This is a genomic window from Buchnera aphidicola (Hyalopterus amygdali) (assembly GCF_964059015.1).
Classification (GTDB): domain Bacteria; phylum Pseudomonadota; class Gammaproteobacteria; order Enterobacterales; family Enterobacteriaceae; genus Buchnera; species Buchnera aphidicola_BN.
Genome location: NZ_OZ060383.1, coordinates 83,976 through 102,239, shown reverse-complemented (window position 1 = coordinate 102,239; position 18,264 = coordinate 83,976). Strand labels below are relative to the sequence as shown.

Genomic DNA, 18,264 nt, shown 5'->3' with positions numbered 1-18,264 from the left:
TAAATCATAAAATTTTTAAAAGAGTGCTTTAATTGTTTTAAATAAAAAAATTTTTTCTTATTTTTTCTGTATAGTGAAATTATTTATATAAAAAGTTTATAGAAGAAAAAAACATGGCTGGAAATACAATTGGAAAAGTTTTTCGTGTAACAACTTTTGGCGAATCTCATGGCATAGCACTGGGATGTATAATTGACGGTATGCCACCAGGTTTAGAATTATCTTCAGACGATCTACAAAATGATTTAAATCGTAGAAGACCTGGAAATTCTCGCTATACTACACAACGATCTGAATTAGATCAAGTAAAAATACTTTCAGGAATATTCAATGGAGTAACTACAGGTACAAGTATTGGCTTAATTATTTATAATCAAGATCAACGCTCTCAGGATTACAGCGAAATAAAAGATTTATTTAGACCCGGACATGCTGATTATACTTATGAAAAAAAATATGGGATAAGAGATTATCGTGGTGGAGGAAGATCTTCAGCTCGAGAAACAACAATGCGAGTAGCCGCTGGTGCTATCGCAAAAAAGTATTTAAACCATCAACATGGAATAATTATTCGAGCATATTTGTCAGCAATGGGTGATATAAAATGTCCATTTGAATCATGGAAAGAAGTAGAAAAAAATTCTTTTTTTTGTGCAAATCAAAATCAAATTGCAACTTTAAAAGATTTAATTAAAAGTTTAAAAAAAACAGGCGATTCAATAGGAGCTGAAGTAACAATTGTTGCTGAAAATGTACCAGCAGGTTTTGGAGAACCAGTTTTCGATCGGCTAGATGCTGATCTAGCGCATGCCCTAATGAGTATAAACGCGGCCAAAGGAATAGAAATTGGAGATGGCTTTAAAGTAATAAATCAAAAAGGAAGCGAACATCGAGATGAGATGACCTCTAATGGTTTTACAAGTAATCATTGTGGAGGGATTTTAGGTGGAATCAGCAATGGTGAAAAAATCTTATTAAAAGTTGCATTTAAACCTACTTCAAGTATTCGAAAATCAGGTAATACAATAAATAAAAAAAATGAAAATGTTAAAATTACTGTCAAAGGTAGACATGATCCATGTGTAGGAATACGAGCTATACCAATATCAGAAGCAATGGTAGCTATAGTTCTAATGGATCATTTATTAAGATTTAGAGCACAATGTACAAAGGATAAAATATAAAAAAATTTTTCAACATGATTGCTACTAAATTACATTAATTTAGTAGCATATAAAAAAATTAATATGTTTATATTTAGAAATAAAATATCTTATATAAGATTAATTATATTTATATATTTTATATATAATTATTGTGTTTACACTTAGCAAGTATTTTATTGATCACATAAGATATATTGGTTAAAAAATTAATTTAACATTTTCAAAAAAATTTTTTTATTTTAAATCTTAAAAAAGATATCTCTATATTTAATAGCAATAATCATATGATATTTTTTTTAAAAAAATAAAGTATTGTTTCAGTAAAAATAAAAATTTAGTCATAATATCTTATAAACTAAATAAATATTAAATAACTTAAATATATTTTTTAAAAAATCATATTGGTCTTTTATCAAAAATTATATAGTAATAATTGTATAAAAAGTTAGATTTTATTAAAATATAAAATTTATAAATTTTTATTTACTCAAATTTATCTTTGTATTAAAGATACCATAAAATCTTTTTTATGGAGGAGAAAAAAAAAATGTTCAAAGGAAGTATTGTTGCATTAATTACACCAATGAATAAAGAAGGTAAAATTTGTCATTCTAGCTTAAAAAAGCTAATTGATTATCATATTGAAAATAAAACGACAGCTATTGTTTCAATTGGAACTACTGGAGAATCTGCTACTCTAAGCCAAGAAGAACATATTGAAATAGTAATGTTAACATTAAAAATAGCAAAAAAACGTATTCCTATAATTGCAGGTACAGGATCAAATGCTACAACAGAAGCGATATTATTAACAAAGAGATTTGAAAAGACAGGTATTGCAGCCTGTCTTACCGTTACTCCATACTATAACAAGCCGACGCAAGAAGGATTGTATCAACATTTTAAAGCAATTTCAGAAAGCACAAAATTACCACAAATTTTGTATAATGTTCCCAGCCGAACGGGATGTGATTTACTTCCTTCAACTATAGCTAGACTATCTAAATTTAAAAATATTATTGGAATTAAAGAGGCAACAGGTGATTTATCAAGAATTCATAAAATAAAAAAGTTAGTTAAGGATGATTTTTTACTAATTAGTGGAGATGATACTACGGCATTAGATTTTATGCAATTAGGTGGACAGGGAGTGATATCAGTTACTGCTAACATTGCGGCAAAAGAAATGACACAAATATGTTCATATGCACTTGAAGGTAAATTTAAAAATGCAAGATCGATAAATAAACGGCTAATGTTATTACATGAAGCTTTGTTTATTGAACCTAATCCTATTCCAATAAAATGGTTAGCAAAAAAAATAGGTTTAATAAAAAGTGACAAATTAAGATTACCAATGACACCGATTTTAAATTCTACGCGTATAAAAATTGAAAAAGCACTTCAATATGCCAATCTTGAAAAGATATAAATTAATCTCAAAAACAATAATAGTCTTTCAAATTTTATTTTTTTCTTTAATAACATCTTGCACCTTAAAAAAAAATGATACTTTTTTTTTGAATAAAAAGCATGATAATCAACTTAAAAAGTTAATTATACCAAAAGGAATTAATATGCCTGAAGAAAATCAAGAATATAAGATTCCTTATACGCAAAAAGAATTAAATAAAAAAAATCATGATATTTTTCCTCCCATATAAAAAAAGTATTCTTGATAAAGAAATGAGGTTAAAAATGATATAAATAATTTTATTATTATAATTATAAAAAATAGGTGCAGATTATCTTAAATGATACTCTGCATCAATAATAAAAAAGAATATATTAAGTTAAAATAATTCTCATAATATCTTCGTATATTATAGTTAACTTTTCTAAATGAGATATTCTAACACATTCGTTGGATTTATGAATTGTTTCATTTGTTAAACCCAATTCCACAATTTCAGAATTCATTAAAGAAATAAAACGACCATCTGAAGTTCCACCATCAGTTGATAAAATTGGTTGAATTTTATTTAAATTTGTAATAGATTTCATCACTGTATCTATTAATAATCCTTTTTTTGTAAGAAATGGTTGTCCTGAGAGATACCATTTTAAAGAATAATTAATATTATTATCATTTAATATTTTTATAAAATTTGATTTAATTTCTTGATCAGAAGTTTCTGTGTTAAAACGAAAATTAAACTGAACAAACAAAGAACTAGGAATAATATTATTATTTCCATCTCCTGCATGAATGTTAGCTATATTTAAACTAGTAGGGGGAAAAAAAATATTACCATTATCTAATTTCATAGACATTATTTGTGAAATAATAGGTAATCCTTTATGTATCGGATTATCTGCTAAATGAGGATATGCAATATGACCTTGAATACCATGAATTGTTAAATTAGCTGTTATAGAACCTCTTCGTCCATTTTTTATTATATCTCCAATTTCAGAGCTGCTAGATGGTTCACCAATAATACAATAATCAATTTTATCTTTTTTAGATATTAAATAATCCACTACTTTTTTTGTACCATCAATAGCACTTGACTCTTCGTCTGAAGTAATTAAAAATGACAAACGTCCTTTGTGATCAGGAAATTTTTTTATAAAATTTTCAGATGCAATCATCATACAAGCTAAAGCGCCTTTCATATCCGAGGATCCTCGGCCAAATAAAAAATCATTATATATCACTGGATTAAAAGGATTATTTTTCCAATCTTTAAAATTGCCTGCTGGAACAACATCTGTATGGCCTGCAAATGTTAAAGTTTTACCAATTCCTCTTGTAGCCCAAAAATTTTTTGTATTATTTATATTAATTTTTTTGATTTTAAATCCAATATTTTTTAAAAAATTAATCATAATATCTTGACAACCTAAATCTTGAGGACTGATAGAGGGAATAGAAATTAATTTTTGTGCTAATTTAGTAATTGAAGAAATCATTTTTTTCTCATTTTTATTTATAGATAAATTTAAAAAAATAGGGCTAGAAAAGCCCCTATAATTTTTTATATACAAATTTGCAATTAATATTTCAATAAAATTTTAGATTGATGTACTATATTGTCTACAGTAAAACCAAATTTTTTAAATAATACTTCTTCTGATGCAGATTTTCCAAATTTTTCCATTCCAATAATTAACCCCTCCATACCTACATATTTATACCAAAAGTCTTTTATACTTGCTTCTACTGCAATTCTCTTAGTTACATAAGAAGGTAAAATAGATTCTTTATAATGAATATTTTGTCGATCAAAAACATTATTAGATGGCATAGAAACTACACGTACAGAATAACCTAAAGAAGCAATTTTTTTAGCAGCAATTAAAGTTATTTGTAATTCAGAACCTGTAGAAATAAAAATAACATCAATAGGACGATTAGAATCGTATAATATATATGCTCCATAACATATATTTTTTACTTGAGCATTATTTCTAGGAAGTTGAAATAAATTTTGACGTGATAAAATTAACGCAGTTGGACCACTTTTTTTATCAATAGCATGCTTCCATGCTACAGCAGTTTCGACTTGATCACTAGGACGCCAAACGTCTATATTTGGAGTCATTCTTAAATTTGCTAATTGTTCTATTGGCTGATGAGTAGGACCATCTTCACCCAATCCAATAGAATCATGTGTATACACAAAAATATGTTTAGTATTCATTAGTGCTGCCATACGAACTGCGTTGCGTGCATATTCAACAAACATCAAAAATGTTGCAGTATAGGGGATAAATCCTCCATGATGAGAAATACCATTCGCAATAGCAGTCATACCAAATTCACGAACACCATAATGAATATAATTACCGGAAAAATTTTCTACTATAGAACTAGATCGTGAGCACTTAGTTAAGTTACTTGGTGATAAGTCTGCAGATCCTCCTATTAATTCAGGTAAAAATTCTGAGAATTTTTCTATTGTATTTTGAGAAGCACTTCGACTCGCAATATTTTGAGGATTGTTTTGTAAATTTAGAATATAATCTTGAGTCTTTGTAGTCCATTTTTTAGGCAATTGTCTTTTAATCCGTCTTAAATACTCTATTGCCAGTTCAGGATATTGAGATTGATATAAATTAAAATTTTTATTCCAATTTTCTTCTAATTCTAAACCTTTTTTTACACAATTCCATGCATGGTAAATTTTATCAGGTATTTCAAAGGGTAAATATTTCCAATTTAGTGCCTTTCTTGTTAAATTAATTTCCTCGTCTCCAAGAGGAGCACCATGAGAATCAGCTGTACCTGATTTGTTCGGAGAACCAAAACCAATAATTGTATTACAAATAATAATAGAAGGTTGGTTTTGTATTGATTTTGCTTTTTCAATACTATTTTGAATAGCATTCGCATCATGACCATCTACTTGATCTATTACATGCCAATTATAAGATTTAAATCGCATAACTGTATCATCTGTAAACCAATTAGAAATTTTACCATCTATTGAAATACCATTATTATCATAAAAAACAATTAATTTACCTAGTTTCAATGTTCCTGCTAAAGAGCATACTTCATGAGAAATACCTTCCATTAAGCATCCATCTCCTACAAAAACCCAGGTATAATGGTCAACTATATTGTAATTAGGTCTATTAAAATAAGAGCTTAATGTTCTTTCTGCAATAGCCATTCCAACTGCATTAGCTAAACCTTGACCTAAAGGACCAGTAGTAATCTCAACACCAGGTGTTTCTCCTATTTCAGGATGTCCTGGTGTTTTTGAATCTATTTTTCTAAAATTTTTTATATCGTCTATAGATACATCATATCCAGTAAGATGTAGTAAACTATATAACAACATAGAACCATGTCCATTAGAAAGAACAAAACGATCACGATCACACCAATTAGGATTCATTGGACTATGTTTCAAAAAGTTTCTCCATAACACTTCGGCAATATCAGCCATGCCCATAGGCATGCCAGGATGTCCTGATTTTGCATTTTGTACAGCATCTATACTTAAAATTCGAATTGCATTCGCTAATTCTCTTTTTTTAAACATAAATATTTCCTTAGATTAAGTATTAAAAAATACCAAATATTTATATAAACTTAGAAAAAATTTCTTCTAAAAATAATTGATCTTTTCCAAAATTTCGTATTCCTTCTGATAATTTTTGAACTGCCATCTCATCTTGATTATGTTCCCATCTAAATTCTTCTTCTGTAAGCGAAGATGGAGGAGTGATATATGTACTAGGAGGAATTAATTTTCTACTTAATTTTTCATTACTGTTTTCCAAATATTTTAAAAAAACAGGTGAAATAGTTAATCGATCACATCCAGAAAGAGATAAAATTTGATGAATATTCCGAAAACTTGCTCCCATAATAATAGTTTTATATTTATGTTTTTTGTAAAAATTATATATTTTACGAACAGATAAAACACCTGGATCTTGATCAAAAGAATTTTTTGAAATTAAATTTTTTGATATATACCAATCATAAATTCGTCCCACAAAAGGTGATATTAAAAAAACATGCGATTCTGCACAAGCACGAGCTTGAGCAAAAGAGAACAAAAGAGTTAGATTACAAAAAATATTACTTTTTTTAAGTTCTTCTGCAGCTTTTATAGATTCCCATGTAGCTGCTAATTTAATAAGTACTCTATTTCGATCAATACCTTCTTCTTCATACATATTAATTATTTTTTTTGCTTTTAAAATACATTTTTCTTTATCAAAAGATAAACGTGCATCAACTTCAGTAGAAATATAACCTGGTATATATTTTAAAATTTCTATTCCAAGATCAACTACAATTTTATCACTAGCATTTATTATCTTATTCTCACGCGAACCTCCTTTTTTTACTGCATATTCTACAGCTTGGTCAATAAATTTTTTATTAATACTTGAATTTACAGCTTGTAGTATTAAAGAAGGATTAGTAGTAGCATCTTCTGGACGATATTTACAAATAGATTCTATATCACTTGTATCTGCAACAATAGTTGTAAATTTTCTTAATTCATTTAATTGATTCATTTTTATACCTTGTATTTTTTTAAAAAAATTATTAAAATTAAAACTATCTATAAAATAAATATTTTATTTCAAAAAATGTATTTTTATTAAATACATACAAAAAATATTTTTCTCAATAAAACTAATATCGTTTTAATATTAAAGAAACATTAGTTCCACCAAAACCAAAACTGTTAGACATAACTGTTTCAATTTTTTTATTGAAAGTTTTTTGTATAATATTCATTTTTTTAGCAGAAGGCTCTAATTTTTGAATATTAATTGAAGGTGCTATAAAATTATATTCTAACATTAATAGTATATAAATAATTTCATGTACACTAGATGCTCCTAAAGAATGACCAGTGATTGACTTTGTTGCCGAAATAAAAGGCTTTTTTTTATCATTTAAAAAAACTTTTTTAATTGCTTCTAATTCAACTAGATCACCTATTTTCGTTGAAGTTCCATGAACATTTATATAATCAATGGATAAAAAATCGTTTTCTTGCTTGGCTAAACGCATACAACGTTCTGCCCCTTCTCCTGAAGGTACAATCATATCTTTACCATCAGACGTTGCAGAATATCCAATAATTTCAGCATAAATATGAGCAGATCGAGACAAAGCAGAATTTAATTCCTCAATAACTAGTATTCCTCCACCACCAGATATAACGAAACCATCCCGATGTACATCATAAACACGTGATGCTGTAATAGGAGTATTATTAAATTTACTAGAAAGAGCTTTCATTGCATCAAATTCACATGCTAATTCCCAAGTAATTTCTTCTCCAGCACCTGCAAAAATAAGATCTTGTTTACCAAATCTAATTAATTCAAAAGCATTTCCAATGCAATGACCTGAAGTAGCACAAGCCGAACTTATAGAATAATTTACACCGTAAATTTTAAATAAGCTCGATAAACAAGCTGAAACAGCAGAAGTCATAGCTTTGATAGCAATATAAGGACTAACAGCTTTTAAACCACGCTTGCTTCTAATAGAATCTATAGCTTTTGTATGATATTTAGGAGAACCACCTCCAGAACCAGCAATAAGTCCAACGCGGGGATTTTTTTGATATTGTTTAATATTTAAATTAGCATCTTTAATTGCTTGTTCCATAGATAAAAAAGCATATATAGACCCATCATTCATGAAACGAGATATTTTACTTTTTTTAATATGTTTTATATCTTCTAACTTTATATTTCCCCAAACTTGACTACGCATACCTAATTCTTTCATTTCTTTAGAAAAAGTAATTCCAGAAATACCATAATATAAAGAATTTAAAACTTCTTTCTTGTTATTTCCAATACTTGAAATAATCCCAAATCCTGTAATAACAACTCTCTTCACTTAAATATCCTATGATGATGAATTTAATTAAATTTATATGTAAAAAAAAGATGAAATCTAATATTATTTATATAATAAATTATTTTTTATTTTTTAAAAAAATATCTGGAAAAAAAGTGAATTTATTTAAAAAAAGTGGTGTTCTTTATATTGTACCTACTCCTATTGGCAATCTATCTGATATTACTTATCGTGCAGTAGATACACTAAAAAGTGTAAATTTAATAGCAGCAGAAAATATTTATCATACTAACATTTTACTACAACATTATAATGTTAAAAATATTTTAATATCTTTTAATAAAGAAAATGAAAAAAAACAAAGTCACTATGTAATTAAAAAATTACAAGAAGGAAAAAAAATCGCTCTAGTATCTAATGCAGGAACGCCAGTTATTAATGATCCAGGATATTTTTTAATAAAACAATGTTATATTTTTAATATTCAAATTATTCCTCTTCCGGGACCTTGTTCGGCTATCACAGCACTAAGCGCATCTGGAATATCTACTAATCGTTTTTGTTACGAAGGATTTCTTCCCTCTAAAAAAAAAACAAGACGAGATTTACTATATTCCTTAAGAGAAGAAAAAAGAACAATAATTTTTTATGAATCAAAGCATAGAATACTTCAAAGTATAAAAGATATTATAGAAAAAATAGATCAGAATAGATACTTAGTAATAGCAAGAGAAATTACAAAAAAATGGGAATCTATTTATGGTGCAAAAGCTAATATTATTCTATCTTGGTTAAAAAAAGATATAAATCGTTACAATAAAGGAGAAATGATAATTATCATAGATGGTTTCAAAGAATTGAAGAAAAAAGATATTTCAGAAGAAATAAAAAATACATTTATCATGTTAAGAAACTTTTTGTCATTAAAACAATCTGTTCTGATTACTTCTAAAATACACAAAATTCAAAAAAACAATTTATATGAATATGCAATAAAAAAAGAAGATCAGTGACATTTGCATAAAAATAATATATAATTTTTTTTTGAAGTTGACTAAACAGTCGCTGTTCAGTAATTTTTCTGAAGAGAGGAAAGTCCGGGCTCCATAGAGCAAGGTGCCAGGTAACACCTGGAAAGCGTGAGCTTATGACGAGTGCAACAGAAAAAAAACCGCCTTTTTTATATATAATTATCAAAAATAAAAAGGGAAAGGGTGAAAAGGTGTGGTAAAAGCACACCGCATAATTGGTAACAATTTATGGCAAGGTAAACTCCACCTGGAGCAAAGCCAAATATAGGTTATCTGTATTGCTCGTACTAAAAAACCTGGGTAGGCTGCTTGAATTAGCAAGTAATTGTTAATCTAGATAAATGACTGTTTAAACAGAACCCGGCTTATAGGTCAACTTCTTAAAAATAAATATAAAGAAATAAAAGGTAATAAATTTATTACCTTTTTTAATAAATATCCATTCAATTAAATTAATTTCCAGAAATTTGCATTTCAGATAATAAAATTGAACCAGATCGAATCTTACTATATATATTAATGTCATTACTAATACTAATAATATTATGCCACATATTTTTTAAATTTCCAGATATAGTAATTTCGTTAACTGGATATTGAATCTTCCCACCTTTAATCCAAAAACCTATTGCTCCACGTGAATAATTGCCACTAATAATATCTACTCCTTGTCCCATTAACTCTGTTATCAATAATCCATTATACATTGTATGTAACATTTCTTTAAAAGAGATGTTTTTATGCGAAACAAACCAATTTGTAATACCTCCAGAATTACCAGTACTAAATAAATTTAATCTGCGAGCATTATACGTATTTAATAACCATGTTTGTAAAATTCCATTTTTAATAATACTTTTACTCTTTGTTGCAACACCTTCACTGTCAAACGGTTTGCTACCTAGACCTGCTATCAAATGTGGTTTTTCTTCAATATTTAACCACTCAGGAAAAATTCTTTTTTTTAAATCATATAATAAACAAGTAGATTTTTGATAAACATTATCACCACTAATGGCTGAAATAAAATGAGAAAAAAATGTAGGAGAGATTTCTCTTGAAAAAATTATTGGACATTTCGTAGTATTGATTTTTTTAGAACCTAAACGAGATATAGCATTTTTAGCTGTTTTTTGTCCTAATATATCTGGTTTTTCTAAATCTTCTAGTTTTCTTGCAGTAGAATAACTAAAACTTCTTTGCATACAATTTTTATCTTTTGCAATCATGCAATTATAATTGTTATAATAAGTAGATTTATATTTTTCTAACATGCCTAAACTATTTCCAAAAACATTTATACTAATATGATTGCTAAAAAAACTTCCTTCACTATTAACAATTCTTTTATCAAATTTAAACGCTTCTTGTTCTGATATAGAAGTAAAATTAATTGCATTTTTTAGATTAAACTCAGTAGGATGAAATAAATCAAGATCTTTAGATCCAAAGCAAAGTAATTTTATATCAGGCAAACCTGAGAAAAAATCAGACGAAGAATATTTAGAAATATCAACTGCCGTATCTAACATTTTTTTAATACCATTTATACTAAAATCTCTAGATGATACAACACCTTTAGAAAATTTGTTATAAACTGTAATAAATAATCCACCATCTCTGTTAAACTCTACATTTTCGATAATGCTATTTCTTATATTAACATTTATACCTATTGTTTTTTTTACAAATACTTCAACAGAAAAATTAAATTTTTTTCGAGCTAAATAAAGAGTATTTTTTACCGTATTTATAAGTGTATCTTCTTCTTTTTCAATTTGATTGAATGATTGCATTTATAACTCCTTAGGTGATATATATACTATATATGAATTTTAAAAATCATTTTTGTTAAAATAATTATATAAAAAAAAAATTAATTATCCAAACAAATTGATTTTTTAAAAAATTTTTTCTTTAATTAAGTGGAAAATTAAATTTTTAAAACGCTAAATATAGGAATATATTAAAAATGAACTTTAATTCTATTAAAGCAGGAAAAAATATACCAAATGATATATATGTTATCATTGAAATACCATCAAATTCGTCGCCTGTTAAATACGAAGTAGACAAAAAATCAGGTGTTCTTTTTGTAGATCGTTTTATATCTACGCCAATGTTCTATCCATGTAATTATGGTTATATTAACGAAACTTTATCACTTGATGGAGATCCATTAGATGTTTTGGTTGCCTCTCCATATCCAATACAATCCAATGTAGTAATTCATTGCAAACCCATTGGAATATTAAAGATGCATGATGAATCTGGAGATGATGCTAAAATTCTAGCTGTACCAAACAGTAAAGTGTGCAGAGAATACGAAAATATAAATAATATATCAGACATATCCGAACTACTAAAAAGACAAATTGAACATTTTTTTCAAAATTACAAAAAATTAGAAAGAGACAAATGGGTAAAAATTATAGAATGGGGAGATCATAAAGCAGCAAAATTAGAAATTTCTACTTCATATAATCGTGCCAAAAAAAATAAATAAAAAAATATATTTATATTTAAAATAAAAAATTTTTTTCATTAATTTTAAAAGAAAACAAAGAGGAATTTAAATAACCAATTAAATTGTATTTAAACAAAGAATAAATTAAGTTTAAATGAGAAGAAAAACTAAATTCTATTTCAGGTAAAAATACAAGTATAACATTGTTACTATTAAATAAAAAATTCCATTGAAAATTAGAAATATTATTTTTAATATTTGAATTTAATTCAAATAATATATCTCCTTTTTTTATAATAATTTCTTGATCAATTTTAACATTTTCTAATTTTTTTGAAAAAAAATGAAAACATAAAAGTATATATTTTAATATATGATCGCTTTTAATATAAATATTTTGAAAATCAATATCAGCCAATATTTTAGGCTGATATAAATTTCCTAATAATTCTATATTTCCTGTAAATTTTCCTTGAAATTTTTTTAAATTATTTGTAAATATATTTAATACAGAAAAAGAAAAATTTGATAAAAAAAATTGACCTTTAATTCTTTGTGTATGATAAATATCATAAACATTTAAAAAACCAGATATTCTATTCATTTTTAATTTATTTTTTGATCGATTTATAATCCATTGCGTCATAAAATTATTTTTTTTAAAATTAACGAATAAATTAAAATTTTCTATCTTCTCATGCAATACATTATCTTTGATTTTTTTTTCTAATTTTATATTTTGAGTTTTCAAAGCAAGTTTTATATTAGAAATTTTTTTTCCTAATTGCCATTGAAATTTTGTATTAATAAATACATTAGTTTTAATACTTATAGATTTTTGAAAAAACAATTTAATAAATAACATTTTTGTATTATATATAATCGAAGAAAACAAATTTTTTTTTCTTAATTCTTTAAAATTATCATCATTAATACTTTTTTGAAAAGAATAAAATATTAAGGGATTATTTTCTGTCATCCATATTCCAAAAGGATGTTTAATATTTATTTGTTTTATAATACCTTTCCATACTCCTGTTTTTTTGTTCATATATCCATTAAAAAGTAATTTCATAGATAATTTTTTATTTTTTAAAGAAAAATAAAAATTTTGATTTATATTATTCCAATCGAATTTAATATTTAAAGAATCAATACAAAAGTTTAAAAAACGTATTTTTTTAATCCTAACAAAAATATTTTTGGAAAAATCTTTTTTCATATTTAAATTAGTAAAAATTTTTATACTATTTAAAGATATAACATCTTTCCAATTTATTTTTTTCCCTAAAAAAGAAGAAGAAATAGAAGGAAAGGGATAAAAACCATATGCATTTAAAGTAGATTTAATTATGCCTTTTAAATTTGGTAAAAAATATTCCAAATGATTGAAATTAAAAGAGGAATAGATATTAACTTTATTTGATACTGAACCTAGTAGAAATCCTTTATTTTTACCTAATATAAAATTTATTCTAGGTATTTTTATACCATTTATATTTTGATAATATAAAGAACCTGATAAAGATATTTTTTTTCTAATTATATCTCCTTTAAAACAAAAATGAGGGAAAGAAATATTTTTATATTTTTTGTTAGAATTAAGAAGTAAATTTATTTTACCTGCTAATTGGGATATATATTCACTGTATTTTACTTTTTTTTGTGGTAGATTTTTTTTCTTTTGTATATTTTTTAAAAATGGAAAAAAATTAATTTTTTTTAAAAAAATATTTTTCAAATTACCAATAGCAGAAATATGCATAAAAATAGATGGCATACCTGAAATAGTAAAAATGTTTTTCAAAGATAAAAAATAATTATTAAATTTTCCTTTTAATATCAAATTAAAATTTTTCGAACTTAATATTAAATTTTTATTTATAGGGAAAAAAAGATCATCAATATGTAAATTAATACACATAGGATAATCTAGATAATCTAATAATATTTTCCCATAGATATTAAATTTTAATAAATTACTTGATTTTAATGTAAATACAAATTTTTTATTCAAGGTACCTTTAAATAAAACTTTTATTACTTTATCTTTATAAAGATTTGTTGATACTTTATTATTAATAATAAAAAAGGTAGAAAAATTATCTCTAAAAAAAATTTTACCCTTAGACTTTATTTTAATAAATTTTGAAAATGCTTTCATATTTTTAATTTTTAAAATATTTTTTTTAAATCGAGCACTCAACTCTATTTTATGAAAAATTAGATTTTTTTGATCAAAAAATTTTAACTGATTACATTTTAAATTAATTAATTTTATGTCTAACGTGGGAAGAAATTCTTTGTAATTCGAAAAAAAAGATAAAAAATTATTTATTTTATTTGTATAAAAAAAATTTTTTTTATCTATATCATTCTTTGTTTTATTATATATTAAATTACTGCGAACTAAATTAACAGAAGTAGGAAATATAGTTAAAGTATTTCGATTTAACGTTATACTACTTAATACATTAAATAAAAATATATTTTTTTTTTGTATTTTTAATGAAATTTTATCAAAATATATATTACGAAAAATTATAGAATTTTGAAAAAAAAATTTTTTGTTTAATTTGATTTTTTCAAAAGAATTATTTTTTAAAATTAATTTTGGATTTTTTTCTAATGAAATTACTAATTTTTTTGTTTCTATATTTTTAAAAATAATAGGGGTATTAAAAAAGGACACTGGATTTGTTATAATATGAATATTTTCAGCTTTAATGGATCCTCCTAAAATTTTATAATTAATTTTTTTTAACGTAAAATTACGCCAATTTCCTGATATTTTTTCTACTTTAAGTCCCATAAAAAAATAATTAGCAAAATTAAAAAAATATTTAAATCCAATACTAGTTTCTAAAAAGAATAATATCAGAAAAAATAAAGAAAAAACAAAAATCAAAGATTTAGATAAATATTTCTGATATATACTCATATCAATTATCCCAATTTAATATCAATCCTATTATTTATAAAATATACTTTATCATTTATAATATACTTACTTATGTAATAGGCGAAACAAACTAATATCAAATACCTATTATAGTAATTTATACTATTTTAGTATATTATTTAAAAAAAAAAATAAATTTTTAAAATTAGGAAAATTTTACATGTCTCGTATATGTCAAGTTACAAGAAAAAAGAGAATGATTGGTAATAATCGATCACATGCTATGAATGCAAAAAAAAGACAATTTTTGCCAAATATTCAATATCATAGATTTTGGATTCCTGAAAAAAAAAGATTTATTAAATTAAGAGTATCTATTAACGGAATGCGTTGTATTGATAAAAAAGGAATAGAAGCAGTAATAAAAAAAATTTATTATAAAAAATAAAGGTGGAATTTATGGCTAAAAAAAATCGAGAAAAAATTAAAATGATTTCTTCTGCAGGAACAGGTCATTATTATACTACTACAAAAAACAAAAGAAATACTCCTGATAAATTGAAATTAAAAAAATATGATCCTGTCATTAGAAAACATGTATTATACAATGAAGGAAAAATTAAATAATAAAAATTAATAAAATTAAGATTATATTTTATAATTAAAGTATAATTTTGAGGAAATTATACTTTATTTAAAGTAAAATAATTTTTTCTTTTTAAGATTAAGTATTTAAATAAATTAAACCTATTATTTGTAATTTAACAAAACTATATTTTTAATATATTAAGACAAAAATGTAATTAATTGATTTAACGAATTTTTAAAGAAGGGGAAAATAATTGATATCAAGTAATATATTATAAACATTCCTATTAATAAATTTAGTGGAAATCCAATAGAAAAAATAGATATCTGGGGAGACAATCGATTTAAAATACTCATTATTAAAGCAGATAGTAATAAAAAAATCATAATTGGAAGAGCAAAAATAATACCATTTAAAAAAATGCTACTAGAAAATTGCAATAGACTCCAAAAAAAACTCGAGCTTATAAAGTTCATATTAATAGGCATACTATAAAAACTATCTACTAATATAACAATTAAATAAAGATGGGCATTAATTGTTAAAAATAAAAATAAAATTAAAATATTTATCCAACGTGACACTATAGAGGTACCAATATAACGATTGGCATTAAAAAAATTTGCAAAAGATAAACCCATTTGCAATCCTATTATCTCTCCAGAAAAATTAAATGCAGCAAATAAAAATTGACAGGTAAAACCTAAAGCTGTACCAATTAAAATTTGCTGTAATATTACAAATAAACTCATTATAGAAAATAATTCCATATGAACTTTAGGTAAAAAAGGTTCTATTAATACAGTAATTAGAACAGAAAAAATTATTTTAATTTTTTTATTTATATTCTCATCATTAAAAAAAGGAGCAGTTGCAAAAAATGATAGAATACGAACTAACGGCCAAATAAAATTATTTATTAAAATTGCTAATTCTAAACTATTAAATGTTAACATTATTTCATCATAATCAATGATATATTATTAAATAAGTTATGCATATAATCCAACATAACACCCAACATCCAAGGACCAAGCATAGCTATTACTATAAGAATAGAAATAATTTTAGGAATAAAAGACAATGTTTGTTCATTCACTTGTGTAGCCGCTTGTAATATACTAATGATCAAACCACTAATTAAAATTGATAATAATAAAGGCGATGCAATCATTAATCCGACTTTCATAGCTTCATGAAAAAGTTCCATTACATATTCTGGTGTCATAAAAAAATCCTTTTCTAGGAAAAAGTCACATTTTAAAGCTTTGCGATAATGAAGTTACTAATAGTTGCCATCCGTCTACTAGTACAAATAACATTAATTTAAAAGGCAAAGATATTGTTGAAGGAGGAACCATCATCATACCTAAGGCCATTAGAACACTGGCAATAACTAAATCAATAATTAAAAAAGGTATAAAAATAGTAAAACCAATTTGAAAAGCTGTTTTTAACTCACTCGTAATAAACGATGGCAATAAAATCCGCATTGGTATTTCTTCTTTGTCTTTATAAGAAGAAATATGAGCTAGTTTTGAAAATAACTCTAAATCAGACGAACGTGTTTGATTTAACATAAAATTTTTAAAGGGAATAGAACCCTTAATAATAGCTTCATCCATATTTATTTTATCTTGACTAAAAGGAAGATATGCGTTTTTATAAACCTGATCAAACGTAGGAGACATAATAAAAAAAGTTAAAAAAAGAGATAAACCAAGTAATATTTGATTTGGTGGTGCATATGGTGTACCTATAGCATTTCGTAATAAACCAAAAACAATAATAATTCTAGTAAAACTAGTCATCATGAGAATAAAAGCGGGGAGAAAAGTTAAAGAAGTAAGAAAAACTAAAGTTTGTACTGGCAAAGACCAAGTTTGGCTGCCATCATTTAAAATATGACTTGTTAAACCAGGAATATCAGCATAAGCTAATGGACAAAATAACAACAAAAATAAAAATGGAATAATTCGATGCAACATTGTGTTTTTCCAAGATATTTTAGTAAAGTTTTTTAAAGAATCGTTGTACTGTTGTATTGGTAAAATTATTTCTTTTTTTTTATCAACTAACTCATCTGGTAAATTAGACGACAACGTATATAAATGATTTATGTAATTTTTTGTTACACCTAAAACTAATTTTTTTTCTTTTACTTTAATGATTACTATTGATTCATTAGTTCCAAGAGATATTTTATCAATAATCTTTATATTAGAATATTTTTTATTTATTTTAAAAAAAGAAATTTTTTTTAAAATCCAGAATAAAATTAATATTAATAATAATATTTCAATTAATGCACTCACTGTATGAAAAAAATTTGTACTAGAAAAAAATGATCTAAAAAAACTAGATAATATTTGTGATGATAGATTATTTTCCATAATATTTAAATTTATATATTAATAGAATTTAAAGAATTATTTATGCTTATAATACGAATCCCATATTTATTATCAGATACTACAATTTCACCTAAAGCAATTAATTTATTATTTATAAAAATTTTTAAAGGATCTTCTTTTTTTTTATTTAAAAAAAATACACTTCCTTTTGAAAAACTTAATAAATCTTTTATTTTTATTTTAGATTTTCCTAATTCAACTCTTATCTTTAATGGTACGTTAACAATTGTTTTTTTATTATCTAAAGATTCATTCATATTATTTAATTTTTTTGTTTCATTTTTTTCTTTGATAGCTGAATTTATATCAACAGTGCTGCCATCATTTTTTTTTGAATAATCATTATCTAAATTATTAGAAACATCTTTGTTTTTTATTTTATTCATGAAAATTTTCCT

At 24.5% G+C, this 18,264-nt stretch carries 17 protein-coding genes, 1 other RNA gene and 1 pseudogene; 8 read left to right on the top strand and 11 right to left on the bottom strand.

Annotated elements, in window-relative coordinates; all coding sequences use genetic code 11:
* The first annotated feature begins 113 nt into the window (after positions 1-113).
* From aroC to AB4W74_RS00490, 3 genes are all read left to right on the top strand, one after another.
* On the top strand, positions 114-1,184 hold the full coding sequence (gene aroC, locus AB4W74_RS00500) for a chorismate synthase (RefSeq protein ID WP_367682063.1): 1,071 nt from the start codon (positions 114-116) through the stop codon (positions 1,182-1,184).
* Between the two features lie 529 nt (positions 1,185-1,713).
* Positions 1,714-2,598 (top strand): 4-hydroxy-tetrahydrodipicolinate synthase, encoded by an 885-nt coding sequence (gene dapA, locus AB4W74_RS00495; RefSeq protein WP_367682062.1) that lies wholly within the window; start codon positions 1,714-1,716, stop codon positions 2,596-2,598.
* Entirely contained in the window at positions 2,576-2,830 is a 255-nt protein-coding gene (locus tag AB4W74_RS00490) for a hypothetical protein (RefSeq protein WP_367682061.1), read from the top strand. The genes dapA and AB4W74_RS00490 overlap by 23 nt, the downstream gene beginning before the upstream one ends.
* 124 nt (positions 2,831-2,954) lie before the next feature.
* Here the strand turns inward: AB4W74_RS00490 and dapE are convergent, their stop codons facing one another.
* The 4 genes from dapE to AB4W74_RS00470 all read right to left on the bottom strand — a co-directional run bounded on the left by dapE (position 2,955) and on the right by AB4W74_RS00470 (position 8,502).
* The gene (dapE, locus tag AB4W74_RS00485; protein ID WP_367682060.1) at positions 2,955-4,082 is read right to left on the bottom strand and encodes a succinyl-diaminopimelate desuccinylase; all 1,128 of its coding nucleotides are present in this window, start codon (positions 4,080-4,082) and stop codon (positions 2,955-2,957) included.
* 83 nt (positions 4,083-4,165) lie between these two features.
* Positions 4,166-6,163 carry a transketolase gene (tkt, locus tag AB4W74_RS00480; RefSeq protein WP_367682059.1) on the bottom strand — a complete coding sequence of 666 codons (1,998 nt, stop codon included), beginning with the start codon at positions 6,161-6,163 and terminating at the stop codon, positions 4,166-4,168.
* Between the two features lie 40 nt (positions 6,164-6,203).
* Positions 6,204-7,154 (bottom strand): transaldolase, encoded by a 951-nt coding sequence (gene tal, locus AB4W74_RS00475; RefSeq protein WP_367682058.1) that lies wholly within the window; start codon positions 7,152-7,154, stop codon positions 6,204-6,206.
* 121 nt (positions 7,155-7,275) lie between these two features.
* Positions 7,276-8,502, bottom strand: coding sequence for a beta-ketoacyl synthase N-terminal-like domain-containing protein (locus AB4W74_RS00470; RefSeq protein ID WP_367682057.1), 1,227 nt, complete (start codon positions 8,500-8,502; stop codon positions 7,276-7,278).
* A gap of 116 nt (positions 8,503-8,618) precedes the next feature.
* Between AB4W74_RS00470 and rsmI the strand changes: the two genes are divergently transcribed.
* Together rsmI and rnpB are read left to right on the top strand one after the other, a co-directional pair.
* Positions 8,619-9,476: a 16S rRNA (cytidine(1402)-2'-O)-methyltransferase gene (gene rsmI, locus AB4W74_RS00465; protein WP_367682056.1), complete on the top strand. Its 858-nt coding sequence runs from the start codon at positions 8,619-8,621 to the stop codon at positions 9,474-9,476.
* A 33-nt stretch (positions 9,477-9,509) separates the two neighbouring features.
* Positions 9,510-9,878, top strand: an RNA gene (gene rnpB, locus AB4W74_RS00460) — RNase P RNA component class A.
* A gap of 68 nt (positions 9,879-9,946) precedes the next feature.
* Here the strand turns inward: rnpB and pmbA are convergent.
* Entirely contained in the window at positions 9,947-11,290 is a 1,344-nt protein-coding gene (gene pmbA / locus AB4W74_RS00455; protein WP_367682055.1) for a metalloprotease PmbA, read from the bottom strand.
* Between the two features lie 176 nt (positions 11,291-11,466).
* On the opposite strand from pmbA, the gene ppa reads away from it, so the two are divergent.
* Positions 11,467-12,000 carry an inorganic diphosphatase gene (gene ppa / locus AB4W74_RS00450; protein WP_367682054.1) on the top strand — a complete coding sequence of 178 codons (534 nt, stop codon included), beginning with the start codon at positions 11,467-11,469 and terminating at the stop codon, positions 11,998-12,000.
* Between the two features lie 16 nt (positions 12,001-12,016).
* Here the strand turns inward: ppa and AB4W74_RS00445 are convergent, their stop codons facing one another.
* The gene (locus AB4W74_RS00445) at positions 12,017-14,902 is read right to left on the bottom strand and encodes a translocation/assembly module TamB (protein WP_367682053.1); all 2,886 of its coding nucleotides are present in this window, start codon (positions 14,900-14,902) and stop codon (positions 12,017-12,019) included.
* Between the two features lie 181 nt (positions 14,903-15,083).
* Between AB4W74_RS00445 and rpmB the strand changes: the two genes are divergently transcribed.
* Complete coding sequence (gene rpmB / locus AB4W74_RS00440; RefSeq protein ID WP_367682052.1) at positions 15,084-15,311, top strand: 50S ribosomal protein L28; 228 nt, start codon at positions 15,084-15,086, stop codon at positions 15,309-15,311.
* 11 nt (positions 15,312-15,322) lie between these two features.
* Positions 15,323-15,490, top strand: coding sequence for a 50S ribosomal protein L33 (gene rpmG / locus AB4W74_RS00435; RefSeq protein ID WP_367682051.1), 168 nt, complete (start codon positions 15,323-15,325; stop codon positions 15,488-15,490).
* 159 nt (positions 15,491-15,649) lie between these two features.
* Here rpmG and fliR read toward each other — a convergent pair whose 3' ends face one another.
* From fliR to fliN, 5 genes and pseudogenes are all read right to left on the bottom strand, one after another.
* Entirely contained in the window at positions 15,650-16,408 is a 759-nt protein-coding gene (fliR, locus tag AB4W74_RS00430; RefSeq protein ID WP_367682050.1) for a flagellar biosynthetic protein FliR, read from the bottom strand.
* Positions 16,408-16,680 carry a flagellar biosynthesis protein FliQ gene (gene fliQ / locus AB4W74_RS00425; protein ID WP_367682049.1) on the bottom strand — a complete coding sequence of 91 codons (273 nt, stop codon included), beginning with the start codon at positions 16,678-16,680 and terminating at the stop codon, positions 16,408-16,410. Before fliQ ends, fliR begins: the two co-directional genes overlap by 1 nt.
* A gap of 25 nt (positions 16,681-16,705) precedes the next feature.
* Positions 16,706-17,437 carry a flagellar type III secretion system pore protein FliP gene (gene fliP, locus AB4W74_RS00420; RefSeq protein ID WP_367682264.1) on the bottom strand — a complete coding sequence of 244 codons (732 nt, stop codon included), beginning with the start codon at positions 17,435-17,437 and terminating at the stop codon, positions 16,706-16,708.
* Positions 17,438-17,539: 102 nt separating this feature from the next.
* Positions 17,540-17,845, bottom strand: a pseudogene (fliO, locus tag AB4W74_RS00415) (flagellar biosynthetic protein FliO); the annotation flags it as partial.
* Positions 17,846-17,856: 11 nt separating this feature from the next.
* Positions 17,857-18,252, bottom strand: coding sequence for a flagellar motor switch protein FliN (gene fliN / locus AB4W74_RS00410; protein ID WP_367682048.1), 396 nt, complete (start codon positions 18,250-18,252; stop codon positions 17,857-17,859).
* Positions 18,253-18,264: the final 12 nt, after the last annotated feature.

Coding starts and splice junctions, on each gene's coding strand:
- rpmB (WP_367682052.1), top strand. CDS start 15,084: ATGTCTCGTATATGTCAAGTTACAAGAAAAAAGAGAATGATTGGTAAT.
- aroC (WP_367682063.1), top strand. CDS start 114: ATGGCTGGAAATACAATTGGAAAAGTTTTTCGTGTAACAACTTTTGGC.
- rpmG (WP_367682051.1), top strand. CDS start 15,323: ATGGCTAAAAAAAATCGAGAAAAAATTAAAATGATTTCTTCTGCAGGA.
- fliQ (WP_367682049.1), bottom strand. CDS start 16,680: ATGACACCAGAATATGTAATGGAACTTTTTCATGAAGCTATGAAAGTC.
- tkt (WP_367682059.1), bottom strand. CDS start 6,163: ATGTTTAAAAAAAGAGAATTAGCGAATGCAATTCGAATTTTAAGTATA.
- dapE (WP_367682060.1), bottom strand. CDS start 4,082: ATGATTTCTTCAATTACTAAATTAGCACAAAAATTAATTTCTATTCCC.
- dapA (WP_367682062.1), top strand. CDS start 1,714: ATGTTCAAAGGAAGTATTGTTGCATTAATTACACCAATGAATAAAGAA.
- pmbA (WP_367682055.1), bottom strand. CDS start 11,290: ATGCAATCATTCAATCAAATTGAAAAAGAAGAAGATACACTTATAAAT.
- fliN (WP_367682048.1), bottom strand. CDS start 18,252: ATGAATAAAATAAAAAACAAAGATGTTTCTAATAATTTAGATAATGAT.
- AB4W74_RS00445 (WP_367682053.1), bottom strand. CDS start 14,902: ATGAGTATATATCAGAAATATTTATCTAAATCTTTGATTTTTGTTTTT.
- tal (WP_367682058.1), bottom strand. CDS start 7,154: ATGAATCAATTAAATGAATTAAGAAAATTTACAACTATTGTTGCAGAT.
- AB4W74_RS00490 (WP_367682061.1), top strand. CDS start 2,576: ATGCCAATCTTGAAAAGATATAAATTAATCTCAAAAACAATAATAGTC.
- fliR (WP_367682050.1), bottom strand. CDS start 16,408: ATGTTAACATTTAATAGTTTAGAATTAGCAATTTTAATAAATAATTTT.
- ppa (WP_367682054.1), top strand. CDS start 11,467: ATGAACTTTAATTCTATTAAAGCAGGAAAAAATATACCAAATGATATA.